The sequence below is a fragment of the Cellulosimicrobium sp. E-16 genome, assembly GCF_049913115.1.
Lineage (GTDB): Bacteria > Actinomycetota > Actinomycetes > Actinomycetales > Cellulomonadaceae > Cellulosimicrobium.
This window is the reverse complement of sequence record NZ_CP183974.1, coordinates 2568421-2581440: the sequence shown is the minus strand read 5'-3', so window position 1 is coordinate 2581440 and position 13020 is coordinate 2568421. Positions and strand designations below refer to the sequence as shown.

At 73.4% G+C, this 13020-nt stretch carries 10 protein-coding genes; all 10 read left to right on the top strand.

The window, feature by feature from the left end:
* Nucleotides 1-168 precede the first annotated feature (168 nt).
* A complete protein-coding gene (gene arc / locus ACN9MS_RS11475) occupies nucleotides 169-1827 on the top strand; it encodes a proteasome ATPase (RefSeq protein ID WP_426308736.1) in 1659 nt (552 codons plus the stop codon).
* Between the two features lie 170 nt (nucleotides 1828-1997).
* The gene (gene dop, locus ACN9MS_RS11470; protein ID WP_426311884.1) at nucleotides 1998-3635 is read left to right on the top strand and encodes a depupylase/deamidase Dop; all 1638 of its coding nucleotides are present in this window, start codon (nucleotides 1998-2000) and stop codon (nucleotides 3633-3635) included.
* Nucleotides 3636-3787: 152 nt separating this feature from the next.
* Complete coding sequence (locus tag ACN9MS_RS11465; RefSeq protein WP_047232853.1) at nucleotides 3788-3988, top strand: ubiquitin-like protein Pup; 201 nt, start codon at nucleotides 3788-3790, stop codon at nucleotides 3986-3988.
* A 19-nt stretch (nucleotides 3989-4007) separates the two neighbouring features.
* Nucleotides 4008-4943, top strand: coding sequence for a proteasome subunit beta (gene prcB, locus ACN9MS_RS11460; protein WP_426308735.1), 936 nt, complete (start codon nucleotides 4008-4010; stop codon nucleotides 4941-4943).
* On the top strand, nucleotides 4940-5719 hold the full coding sequence (gene prcA / locus ACN9MS_RS11455) for a proteasome subunit alpha (protein WP_426308734.1): 780 nt from the start codon (nucleotides 4940-4942) through the stop codon (nucleotides 5717-5719). Before prcB ends, prcA begins: the two co-directional genes overlap by 4 nt.
* 7 nt (nucleotides 5720-5726) lie before the next feature.
* Complete coding sequence (gene pafA, locus ACN9MS_RS11450) at nucleotides 5727-7088, top strand: Pup--protein ligase (RefSeq protein WP_141387680.1); 1362 nt, start codon at nucleotides 5727-5729, stop codon at nucleotides 7086-7088.
* A 13-nt stretch (nucleotides 7089-7101) separates the two neighbouring features.
* Nucleotides 7102-8136, top strand: a complete 1035-nt coding sequence (locus ACN9MS_RS11445; protein ID WP_426308733.1) for an FKBP-type peptidyl-prolyl cis-trans isomerase — start codon at nucleotides 7102-7104, stop codon at nucleotides 8134-8136.
* Entirely contained in the window at nucleotides 8133-8903 is a 771-nt protein-coding gene (gene hisF, locus ACN9MS_RS11440; protein WP_047232850.1) for an imidazole glycerol phosphate synthase subunit HisF, read from the top strand. The genes ACN9MS_RS11445 and hisF overlap by 4 nt, the downstream gene beginning before the upstream one ends.
* Nucleotides 8904-9199: 296 nt before the next feature.
* Entirely contained in the window at nucleotides 9200-11113 is a 1914-nt protein-coding gene (locus ACN9MS_RS11435) for an ABC transporter ATP-binding protein (protein ID WP_426311883.1), read from the top strand.
* Nucleotides 11110-12990 (top strand): ABC transporter ATP-binding protein, encoded by a 1881-nt coding sequence (locus ACN9MS_RS11430; protein WP_426308732.1) that lies wholly within the window; start codon nucleotides 11110-11112, stop codon nucleotides 12988-12990. Before ACN9MS_RS11435 ends, ACN9MS_RS11430 begins: the two co-directional genes overlap by 4 nt.
* Nucleotides 12991-13020 lie beyond the last annotated feature (30 nt).

Here is a 13020-nt window from a genome sequence, read left to right as displayed (position 1 = left end):
CGGGACCCGGTCGTCTCACGCTGGGTGTCGTCCGTGTGCTCGGGCGAGGATTGTGCCTAAGGTCTACACCCGACCGCCGGACGGTGGTCGGCACGGGTGCCCTCGCGGGTCCGCCGTCCGCCGTCCAGCACGCGGTCGGGCGAGCCGCCGGCGAGAGGGGAACACCCGATGAGCGAGACATTCGGCCGTAGCGACGAGGCCCCGCAGAGCAGCGCGCGAGAGCTCGCGCTGCTGTCCGCGAAGAACGAGAGGCTCGCCGAGGCGCTGAGAGCTGCGCGGGACCAGATCCTCGACCTCAAGCGGCAGATCGACGACCTCGCCAAGCCTCCCGGCACGTACGCGGTGTTCCTCGCCGCGCACCCGGACGGGTCGGTCGACGTGTCCGCCGCCGGGCGCAAGATGCACGTCGGAGCCAGTCCGAGCCTGGACGTGGAGCGGCTGCGCCCCGGCCAGGAGGTCAAGCTCAACGAGGCGATGACCGTCGTCGCGGCGGGCGGGTACGAGCGCACGGGCGAGATCGTCACGGCCAAGGAGATCCTCGACGCCGACCGCGTGCTCGTCGTGGGTCGCGCCGACGAGGAGCGCGTCGTGCGCCTCGCGGGCTCGGTCGCGCACACGTCGCTGCGCGTCGGGGACTCGCTGACGATCGACACGCGCAGCGGGTTCGTGTTCGAGGTGATCCCCAAGTCCGAGGTCGAGGAGCTCGTCCTCGAGGAGGTCCCGGACATCGAGTACGAGGACATCGGTGGTCTCGGCCCGCAGATCGAGCAGATCCGCGACGCGGTCGAGCTGCCGTTCACGCACCCCGACCTCTTCCGCGAGCACGGGCTGCACCCGCCCAAGGGCGTCCTGCTGTACGGGCCGCCCGGGTGCGGCAAGACGCTCATCGCCAAGGCCGTCGCGAACTCGCTCGCGCACACCGTCGCGCGGGCGCGCGGCGAGGAGGTCGAGGCGGGCTCGGGCGCGGCGCGCAGCTACTTCCTCAACGTCAAGGGCCCCGAGCTGCTCAACAAGTACGTGGGCGAGACCGAGCGGCACATCCGCCTGATCTTCGCCCGCGCGCGGGAGAAGGCGTCCCAGGGCACCCCGGTCGTCGTGTTCTTCGACGAGATGGAGTCGCTGTTCCGCACGCGCGGCACCGGCCTGTCGTCCGACGTCGAGACGACGATCGTGCCCCAGCTCCTCGCCGAGATCGACGGCGTGGAGCGCCTCGACAACGTCATCGTCATCGGGGCGTCCAACCGCGAGGACATGATCGACCCCGCGATCCTGCGGCCCGGCCGCCTCGACGTGAAGATCAAGATCGAACGGCCCGACGCCGAGGGCGCCAAGGAGATCTTCGCCAAGTACCTCACCGAGGACCTGCCGATCCACGCCGCCGACCTCGCCGAGCACGGCGGCAACCAGCGCGAGGCCCTCGACGCGATGATCCGGTCCGTGGTCGAGCGCATGTACTCGGAGGAGGACGAGAACCAGTTCCTCGAGGTCACCTACGCGAGCGGCGACAAGGAGGTCCTGTACTTCAAGGACTTCAACTCGGGCGCGATGATCCAGAACGTCGTCGACCGGGCCAAGAAGTCCGCGATCAAGGACTTCCTCGCCACCGGCCAGCGCGGCATCCGCGTCGAGCACCTCCTCTCGGCGTGCGTCGACGAGTTCAAGGAGAACGAGGACCTGCCCAACACGACCAACCCGGACGACTGGGCGCGCATCAGCGGCAAGAAGGGCGAGCGCATCGTCTTCATCCGCACGATCGTCCAGAAGAAGGGCGAGGGCGGCTCCCCGCGCACCATCGACACGGTGACCAACACCGGCCAGTACCTGTAGGACCGGCCGACCGACGCCCGAGACCCCGTCCGGGCGGCGACCCGCACGTGCGGGACGTCGCCCCCGGCGGGGTCTCGCGGCGTCGGTCGAAGGGTGCCGTCGTCGGTGGACACGGACCGCGCGCCGTCGGGGGACCGACATAGGGTGAACGCGTGAGCGTTCGACGGGTCATGGGGATCGAGACCGAGTACGGCGTCCTGCAGCCGGGGAAGCCGATGGCGAACCCGATGCTGATGTCGAGCCAGGTCGTCACCACCTACCGGGCGCTCGCCGCGCGCAGCGACGGAGCGCGCGGCCGGGCGCGCTGGGACTACGACGACGAGGACCCGCTCCAGGACGCGCGGGGCTTCCACGTCCCGCGGGCCTCGGCCCACCCGTCGCTGCTCACCGACGACCCGTCCCGGCCCGCGCCGTCGGGGCCGGTGGCGGAGCCCGGCGCGGGGGAGCAGACCGAGGCCTCGTTCCAGGAGGTCGCGCGGCCCACGACGGAGGAGTACGACGACCCGAGCGCGGCGAACGTCATCCTCACGAACGGCGCCCGGCTCTACGTCGACCACGCGCACCCGGAGTACTCGTCTCCCGAGGTCACGGTGCCGCACGACGTCGTGTGCTGGGACGTGGCGGGGGAGAGGGTGATGCTCGCGGCGTCGCGCGAGCTGGATCAGGTGCCGGGCGGGTCCGTCGTGCTCTACAAGAACAACGTCGACGGCAAGGGCGCGAGCTACGGCACGCACGAGAACTTCCTCGTGGACCGGGACGTCCCGTTCGGGGTGCTCGTGGAGATGCTCACCCCGTTCCTCGTGACCCGCCAGGTGTTCGCCGGCTCGGGTCGGGTGGGCCTCGGCCCGACCGGTGAGGAGCACGGCTTCCAGGTCTCGCAGCGCGCGGACTACGTCGAGGCCGAGGTCGGGCTGGAGACCACGCTGCGCCGCCCGATCGTCAACACGCGCGACGAGCCGCACGCCGACCGGCAGCGCTGGCGCCGGCTGCACCTCATCATCGGCGACGCGAACATGCTCGAGACCGCGACGTACCTCAAGACGGGCACGACGTCGCTCGTGCTGTTCGTCGTCGAGCACCTCGAGGAGCTGGGCCCGCAGGTGCGGGCGCGGCTCGCGGGCCTGCGGCTGGCGGACCCGGTCGCGGACGTGCAGCGGGTCAGCCGCGACCTGGACCTCACGCGTCGGCTCACCCTCGCCGACGGGCGCGAGCTGACCGCGCTGGAGGTCCAGCGCGAGTACCTCGCGGTGGCCGCGGAGGCGTCGGAGCGGCTCGCCGGCACCGACGGCGTCGACGCGCCCACGCGCGACGTGCTCGCCCGGTGGGCCTCCGTGCTCGAACGCCTCGGGACTGACCGCGACGCGTGCGCGCGCGACGTCGAGTGGGTCGCGAAGCTGCGGCTCCTCGACCGCCTGCGCGAGCGCGACGGCCTCGAGTGGGGTCACCCGCGGCTGGCGGCGATGGACCTCCAGTGGTCCGACGTGCGCCCCGAGCGCGGGATCTACCACCGGCTCCTCGCGGCGGGCGCGGTCGACCGCGTCGTCACCGAGCGCGAGGTCGGGGCAGCCGTGCACCACGCCCCGGAGGACACGCGTGCGTTCTTCCGCGGCGAGGTCATGGCGCGCTACGGGGACCAGGTCTCGGCCGCGAGCTGGGACTCCGTGATCTTCGACGTGCCCGGCGCGCCGTCGCTCCAGCGGGTCCCGATGATGGACCCGCTGCGGGGGACGCGGGCGCACATCGGTGCGCTGCTCGACGCGAGCCCGGACGCGGCGGCGCTCCTGGCGGGTCTGGCAGGCCCGTCGTGAGTCGCGGCGACTAGGCTGGACGTACGACGGCGCCCCGCCCCTCGCGGAACGGGCGCCGCGTGCGAGCAGGGCCGGGAAGGGCGCGAGCCCCGACCGGGTTGGAACGGACAGAGCGTCGGCGCGGGACCGTGCCGACGGACGAGGAGGCAGCCATGGCGGGTACCGAACGCACCCACGCGTCGCACGAGGACCGGCGTCCCGACGACGAGCCCGAGGGCCCCGAGGTCCCGGTCGCGCCGCAGGCGCAGTCTCGCGACGCGGAGGTCGACGCGCTCCTCGAGGAGATCGACGAGGTGCTGGAGACGAACGCGGAGTCCTTCGTCCGGGGCTTCGTCCAGAAGGGCGGCGAGTAGGAAGGGTGACGGCAACCCGATGAGCACGGACCAGCCAGGGCGCCTGCCCGACGCGTTCACGACCCCCGGGTCGTCGTCCTTCCTGGACTTCCTGTCCGGGCACGCCCCGGACCTGCTGCCGTCGCACCGCGCCGCCGGGCACACGTCCGGTGGTGTCGCGCCCGACGCGCCGCACGCGACGACGATCGTGGCGCTCACGTTCGGCGCGGAGGGCGTCGCGGGCGGCGTCGTCATGGCGGGCGACCGTCGCGCGACGATGGGCTCGATGATCGCGAACCGCGAGATCGAGAAGGTCTTCCCGGCGGACGAGTTCTCGGCGGTCGGGATCGCGGGGACCGCAGGGATCGCGGTCGAGCTCGTGCGCCTGTTCCAGCTCGAGCTCGAGCACTACGAGAAGATCGAGGGCTCCCTGCTCTCGCTGGACGGCAAGGCGAACCGCCTGTCGACGATGATCCGGCAGAACCTCGGCCTCGCGATGCAGGGCCTCGCGGTGGTCCCGCTGTTCGCCGGTTTCGACCTCGACCGCGCCGGCGGGCGCATCTTCTCCTACGACGTGACCGGCGGCCGGTACGAGGAGCGCGCCTACCACTCGGTGGGCTCCGGGTCGGTGTTCGCGCGGAGCTCGCTGAAGAAGCTGTGGCGCACCGAGCTCGACCGGGAGGCGTCGGTGCGCGTCGCGGTCGAGGCCCTGTACGACGCCGCCGACGACGACTCGGCCACGGGCGGACCCGACCCGGTGCGTCGCATCTGGCCGGTCGTCGCGGTGGTGACGCAGGCCGGGTACGAGCGCGTCCCCGACGACGAGCTCGCGGCCGTCGTCGAGCAGATCGTGGCCGAGCGGTCTGGTACCGGCGTGCCGCGTCGTCGGCCTGCGGTGACGAACGCCGAGGCGGTCCCGCACGACCAGCCGCACGACCAGTCGCAGGGCCCCGCGTCGGGAGGTGACGCCGAGTGAACATGCCCTTCTACGTCTCGCCCGAGCAGCTCATGAAGGACCGGGCGGACTTCGCGCGCAAGGGCATCGCCCGCGGCCGTTCCGTCGTCGTCCTCGCGTACGAGGACGGGATCGCGTTCGCCACGGAGAACCCGTCGCGTGCGCTGCACAAGATCTCGGAGATCTACGACCGCATCGCGTTCGCCGCGGTGGGCAAGTACAACGAGTTCGAGAACCTGCGGGTCGCGGGCGTGCGCTACGCGGACCTGCGGGGCTACTCCTACGACCGCACCGACGTCAACGCGCGCGGGCTCGCGAACGCGTACGCCCAGACGCTCGGCACGGTGTTCACCACGGAGTCCAAGCCGCTCGAGGTCGAGCTCGTCGTCGCGGAGGTCGGACGCACCTCGGCGCAGGACCAGCTCTACCGGATCTCCTACGACGGCTCCGTCGCCGACGAACAGGGTGTCGTCGTCATGGGCGGGCAGGCCGACCAGCTCGGTCGCGTGCTCCAGGACGCGTGGCAGCCCGGCCTCGGCCTGGCCGAGGTGCTGCGGCTCGCCGTGCGCGCGCTCGGCGCGGGCGGCGACGGGGAGGAGGTGCGGACCATCCCGGCCGCGCAGCTCGAGGTCGCCGTCCTGGACCGCACCCGCCCGCGCCGCGCGTTCCGCCGGATCTCGGGGACCGCGCTCGAGGACCTCCTCGCGGACGGCGACGGCCCGACGACGGCCGCCGACGTCGCGACCGACGACGCGGGCGGCGCGACGGGCGCCGGCCCCGCGACGGACGAGGGGTAGGAGCGCGATGGACCGCAGGATCTTCGGGCTGGAGACCGAGTACGGCGTGACGTGCGCGTCGGACGACGGCCGGGGGCTGTCGGCGGACGAGGTGGCGCGCTACCTGTTCCGCAAGGTGGTCGCGTGGGGGCGCTCGTCCAACGTGTTCCTGCGCAACGGGTCGCGCCTGTACCTCGACGTCGGCTCGCACCCCGAGTACGCCACGGCCGAGTGCGACGACGTGCACCAGCTCGTCGCGTACGACCGCGGCGGGGAGCGGATCCTGGAGGGCCTCGTCGCCGACGCGCAGCAGCGCCTCGAGCACGAGGGCCTGCCCGGGCGCATCCACCTCTTCAAGAACAACACCGACTCGGCCGGCAACTCGTACGGGTGCCACGAGAACTACCTCGTGCGGCGTCAGGGCGACTTCTCGCGCCTGTCCGACGTGCTCGTCCCGTTCCTCATCACCCGCCAGGTGCTCACGGGCGCGGGCAAGGTCCTCGCGACGCCGCGCGGCGCGGTCTACTGCCTGTCGCAGCGCGCCGACCACATCTGGGAGGCCGTCTCCAGCGCCACGACGCGGTCCCGACCGATCATCAACACGCGCGACGAGCCGCACGCCGACGCCGAGAGCTACCGGCGCCTGCACGTCATCGTCGGCGACTCGTCGATGGCGGAGACGACGACGATGCTCAAGGTCGGCTCGACCGACCTCATCCTGCGCATGGTCGAGGCGGGCGTGCCCATGCGCGACCTGGCGCTCGAGAACCCGATCCGGTCGATCCGCGAGATCAGCCACGACATGACCGGCAAGCAGCCCGTCCAGCTCGCGAGCGGTCGCACGGTCACCGCGATCGACCTCCAGGGTGAGTACCTCCAGCGCGTCAAGGAGTTCGTCGAGCAGGACGTCTCGCCGACGCCGGTCGTCAAGCAGGTCCTCGACCTGTGGGAGCGAGGGCTGCGCGCGCTCGAGACGGGCGACCTCTCGCTGGTCGACCGTGAGCTCGACTGGGTCATCAAGTACCGGCTGATCCAGCGCTACCAGGCCAAGCACGGGCTCGAGCTCGACGACCCGCGGATCGCGCGCCTGGACCTCGCGTACCACGACATCTCGCGCACCGAGGGGCTCTACAACCTCCTCGCCGCGCGCGGCATGGTCGAGCGCGTCACGACGGACCTCGAGGTGTTCGAGTCGACGGCGGTCCCGCCGCAGACGACGCGCGCCAAGCTGCGCGGCGACTTCGTGCGCGCCGCGCAGGAGGCGCGCCGGGACTACACGGTCGACTGGGTGCACCTCAAGCTCAACGACCAGGCGCAGCGCACGGTCCTGTGCAAGGACCCGTTCCGGAACGTCGACGAGCGCGTGGAACGCCTCATCGAGTCGATGTGACGCGGGACGTGATGTGACGAACCTGGCCCTCGCGGTCGGGCGCCCCGTGCGGGGCGCGCGGCCCGTCCGTCGTCGTGCGCCCGCGGTCCGGGCGGCGCTCGTGCTGCTCGTGGCGCTCGTCGCGACCCTCGTCCTCGCCGCGTGCACGGAGCCGGAGGACGCGACCCCGACGCCGTTGAACACCGACCTCACGGTGATCGGCTCGTCGGGAGCGCCGCCCGAGCTCCAGTACCGCGCCCCGCTCGACGTCCCCGAGGCGACCTCGGAGGTCGTGTGGCCGGGCGCCGGGGCCGAGCTCGTCGACGGCGGGCCGCTCCTGCTCAACCTCTACGCGCAGGACGTGAGCGACGGGACGGTCCTCCAGAACACGTACACGGACGCGCCGCGCTGGCGCGCGCTGACGGACGAGTCGATCGGGCGCGACCTGCGCGACCTCCTGCGCGGTCAGCGGGTGGGCGCCCGCCTCCTGCGGCTCGAGGAGGACGACGGCGTCCCCGTCGCGCTGGTCGTGGACGTGCTGCCGACCCGGGCGACGGGCGAGGCGGTCGCTCCCGTCGAGGGCCTGCCGACCGTGACCCTGGCCGAGGACGGGGCGCCGAGCGTCACGGTGCCGCCCGAGACGGCCGCGCCCGCGGGGCTCGTCGTGCAGCCGCTGATCCGCGGCGACGGTCGCCAGGTCGAGGTCGGTCAGGTCGTCACGGTCCGGTACACGGGCGTGCGCTGGTCCGACGGCGAGGTCTTCGACTCGACGTGGACGGACGGCACCGCGCCGCTGTCGATCATGATCGGGATCGGGGAGGTCATCGAGGGGTGGGAGCAGGGCCTCCTCGAGCAGTCGGTCGGCAGCCAGGTGCTGCTCGTCGTCCCACCGGACCTCGCCTACGGCGAGACGGCCAACCCGCTCGCGGGCGAGACCCTCGTCTACGTCGTCGACATCCTCGACGCCCAGTTCCCGGTGACCGCGGAGGAGGCCGCCGAGGGCGGCACCGACGGCGCCGGCACCGACACGACCGGCGACGCGCCGGCCGACCAAGGAGAGTCCTCATGACCGTCGCGATCCGCGTGATCCCGTGCCTCGACGTCGACGCGGGGCGCGTCGTCAAGGGCGTGAACTTCGAGAACCTGCGCGACGCGGGCGACCCCGTCGAGCTCGCCTCGCGGTACGACGCCGAGGGTGCGGACGAGCTGACGTTCCTCGACGTCTCGGCGTCGTCGGGGAACCGGGAGACGACGTACGACGTCGTGCGGCGCACCGCCGAGCAGGTCTTCGTCCCGCTCACCGTCGGCGGCGGCGTGCGCTCGGCGGAGGACGTGGACCGCCTCCTGCGCGCCGGCGCGGACAAGGTGGGGGTCAACACGGCGGCGATCGCCCGCCCCGAGCTCATCGCCGAGATCGCCGACCGCTTCGGCAGCCAGGTGCTCGTCCTGTCCGTCGACGCGCGGCGCACGACGGGCGACGTGCGCACGGAGTCCGGGTACGAGGTCACGACCCATGGCGGGCGCCGGGGGACGGGCATCGACGCCGTGGAGTGGGCCGCACGAGCCGCGGGGCTCGGGGCCGGGGAGATCCTCCTCAACTCCATGGACGCCGACGGCACGACCGCGGGCTTCGACCTCGAGATGCTCGCCGCGGTGCGCTCCGAGGTCCGCGTCCCGCTCGTCGCGAGCGGAGGCGCCGGGACGCCCGAGCACTTCGTGGCCGCGGCGCGCGCCGGGGCTGACGCCGTGCTCGCCGCGAGCGTCTTCCACTTCGGCGCACTGACGGTCGCGCAGGTCAAGGACGCGATGCGCGCTCAGGGCGTCGAGGTGCGTTGAGGCACCCTCCCTCGTGACCGCCGTCCCCGGCACGGCCGCGACCGGGTGACGGAGATCCCTCCGGGCGTGTCAGGGGTGCATGAGAGGATCGTGCAACCCCCTGAACGAAAGACGAGGACCGTCCCGTGCCCGGCAGCAGGACGCGCCCCACCGGCGCCGACGCCCAGCCCGCCCCGACCGACCTGCCGGCCCCGACGGACCGGCCCGACCCGCCCCCGGACCTGCTCCCCGACGAGCCGGCCGTCCGGCGGCCGCACGCCCTGACCGGGTCGCGCGTGCGCCGGTCGCTCGCCCTCATGGGCCGCGGCATCCGCGACGAGCCGCGCACGTACGCGCTCGCCATCGGGTCCTCCGCGCTCTTCGGGGCGCTCACCGTCGCCGTCAGCAGCGCGATCGGCACCGCGACGGACGAGGTGGTCGTCCCCGCGCTCGCGGGCGACGCGGCCGCGCGCGGCCGCATCTGGGTCGCGGGGCTCGTGCTCGCCGGCATCGCGGTCTCGCTCGCGGCGAGCGTGGCCGCACGCCGCATCTTCGCGGGCAACGGGTACGCCGCGCTCCAGGCACGGCACCGCACGGCGGTGACGCGCCAGTACCTGCGCCTGCCCATGTCGTGGCACCGCTCGCACCCCGCGGGGCAGCTCCTGTCGAACGCGAACTCCGACGTCGAGGCGGCGACGGGCGTGTTCAACCCGCTCCCGTTCGCGCTCGGTGTCGTCGTCATGATCGGCGTCGCCGCGGTGATGCTCTTCCGTGTGGACGTCTGGCTCGCGTGCGCCGCGCTCGTCGTGATCCCGGTCGCGATCGCGGTGAACATCGTCTTCCAGCGCTACATGTCACCCGCGATCACGCGCGCGCAGCAGCTCCGCGCCGAGGTCTCGGACGTCGCGCACGAGAGCTTCGAGGCCGCCCTGCTCGTCACCTCGCTCGGCACCGCGGACCGCGAGGAGCGCCGCTTCGCGGAGCGCACCGACGAGCTGCGCGCCGCGAACGTGCGCGTCGGCGTCGTCCGGGCGTTCTTCGACCCGGTCATCGAGCTCCTGCCGTCACTCGGCACGCTCCTCGTCCTGGCCGTCGGGACCGTCCGGCTCACCTCGGGCGGCGTCGCGGCGGGCGACATCGTCACGGCCGCCTACCTCCTCACGGTCATGGCCGTACCCGTCCGGGCGTTCGGGTGGGTGCTCGGCGAGCTCCCGCGCGCGCTCGTCGGGTACGAGCGCATCAGCCGCGTCGTCGACGCCGGCGGGGTGCTGCGCCCCGGGGCAGGCGGCCTCCCCGGCGGGGGCTCCGGCCTGGGCGTGCGCCTCGAGGGCGTCGGCGTGGACGTGCGTGCAGGCGGACGCGTGATCACCCTGCTCGACGGGATCGACCTCCAGGTCGATCCCGGGACCACGGTCGCGGTCGTCGGCCCCACGGGCGCGGGCAAGACGACGCTCGTGTCGCTGCTCGCCCGGCTCTCCGACCCCACGCGCGGCCGCGTCGTGCTCGACGGCACCGACGTGCGCGAGGTGCGCGAGACCGACCTGACGTCCCAGGTCGCCCTGGTGGCGCAGCAGGCCTTCGTCTTCGAGGACTCCGTGCGGGCGAACGTCACGCTCGTCGACGACGGCGACCCGGGCCCGGACGACGACCGAGTCTGGGAGGCGCTGCGCCTGGCGCGCGTGGACGACGTCGTCGCGCGCCTGCCGGAGGGCCTGGACGCGCCGCTGGGGGAGCGCGGGGCGAACCTGTCCGGCGGCCAGCGCCAGCGGCTCGCCATCGCGCGCGCCCTGGTGCGCCGTCCCCGCCTGCTCGTCCTCGACGACGCGACGTCCGCGGTCGACCCGCGCGTCGAGCAGCAGATCCTCGCGGGCCTCGCCCGCGAGGGGGCGGACCGCCCGACCGTCGTCATGGTGGCGTACCGCATGTCGAGCGTCGCGCTCGCGGACGTCGTCGTGCACGTGGAGTCCGGCCGTGTGGTCGACGTCGGGACGCACGACGAGCTGCTCGCGCGCGACGCCGGGTACCGCGAGCTCGCGACCGCGTACGCGCGCGAGGCCGAGCGGCGCGAGCAGGAGCGTGCGGACGCCACCGACGACACCTCGCGGGAGGCGGCCGAGGACGGCCGTGAGGGGCACGACGAGGACCGTCGGAGCGACGACCTCGAGCGGCGGGAAGAGATCGAGGAGGACGACGTCGTGCGGCACGTCGAGACGGGGGCGCTGGAGGAATGAGCCGGACCACCACGCAGAGCGAGCGCACCGACGCGACGAGCGCAGTACCCGGTCCCGGCGCGCCCGGTCGTGCCGCGGACGCCCGGATCGCCTCGGCGAGCTCGCTGGGCGTCCTCGCGACCCTGCGCCGAGGCGTCCAGGTGTCGCCGCAGATCCTCGACGGCATCTGGGTCACGCTCGGGCTCGCGGTCGCGGCCGCGCTGGGCCGCGTCGTCGTCCCGGTGACCGTCCAGCAGACCGTCGACACCGGCGTGCTCGCCGACGGCGGGCCGGACACGACGCGCGTCGCCGTGCTCGTCGGCGCGGCCGCGGTCGTCATCGTCCTCGCGGGCCTCTGCTCCGCCTTCGTCAACGTCCGGCTGTTCCGCTCGACCGAGGCGGGCCTCGCCGGCCTGCGCGTGCGGGCGTTCCGGCACGTGCACGACCTGTCCGTGCTCACCCAGAACACCGAGCGGCGCGGGTCGCTCGTCTCGCGCGTGACGAGCGACGTCGACACCATCTCGCTCTTCGTCCAGTGGGGCGGCATCATGCTGCTCGTCTCGGTGCTGCAGATCGGCGTCGCGACGGTCCTCATGGCCGTCTACTCGTGGCAGCTCACGCTCGTGGTCTGGGCGTGCTTCGTCCCGTTGTTCCTCGTCCTGCGCCCCGCGCAGGCGCGCGTCAACGACGCGTACACGCAGGTCCGGGCCCGCGTCGGCGGGATGCTCGGCGCGATCTCCGAGTCGATCGTCGGGGCCGAGACCATCCGCGCGTACGGCGCGGGCGCGCGCACCGCGCGGCGTGTCGACGCCGCCGTCGACGCGACGCGGCGGGCGATGGTCCGGGCGCAGAAGCTCGTCGCCGTCGTCTTCTCGAGCGGCGTGCTCGTCGCGAACCTCGTGCTCGCCGTGGTCGTCGTGGTCGGGTCCTACCTCGGGGTGGCGGGCGACATCTCGGTCGGCCAGCTCCTCGCGTTCCTCTTCCTCGTCCAGCTCTTCACGGGTCCCGTGCAGATGGCGACCGAGATCCTCAACGAGCTCCAGAACGCCGTCGCCGGCTGGCGACGGGTCCTCGCGGTGCTGGAGACGCCTGTCGAGATCGTCGACAAGGGCGCCGACGGCGCGCGCAGCCCCCGCGGGCCCGCCCACGTGCGGCTCGAGGGCGTGCGGTTCGCCTACCCCGGCGGTCCCGAGGTGCTGCACGACGTCGACCTCGACCTCCCGGCACGGGCGTCCGTCGCCGTCGTGGGCGCGACCGGTTCCGGGAAGACGACGATCGCCAAGCTCGTCACCCGGCTCATGGACCCGACCGCGGGGCGCGTGCTGCTCGACGGCACCGACCTGCGCGACCTCGCCGTCGCGTCGCTGCGCGAGCGCGTCGTGCTCGTGCCCCAGGAGGGCTTCCTCTTCGACGGCACGCTCGCCGACAACGTGGCGTACGGGCTCCGAGGCGACGCCGAGCAGGAACCCGACGCCGCTCGCCGCGCCCGGATCGAGGCCGCCGTCGAGCGGCTCGGGCTCACCGACTGGGTCGCGGACCTGCCGGACGGTCTCGACTCCCCGGTCGGTCAGCGCGGCGAGTCGCTCTCCGCCGGGGAGCGGCAGCTCGTCGCCCTGGTGCGGGCCTACCTCGCCGAGGCCGACCTGCTCGTCCTCGACGAGGCGACGTCCGCCGTCGACCCCGCGACCGAGGTCCGCATCGCCCGCGCCCTCGCCTCCCTCACCGCGGGCCGCTCGACGCTGACCATCGCGCACCGCCTCTCCACCGCCGAGGCGGCGGACCTCGTGGTCGTGGTGGACGCGGGTCACGTCGTCGAGGTCGGTCACCACGACGACCTGGCGCGCGCCCGCGGCGTCTACGCCCGCATGCACGACGCCTGGGTCTCGCAGACCCGCTGAGCCGCGTGCCGACCTGGTGCGACGGCTCGA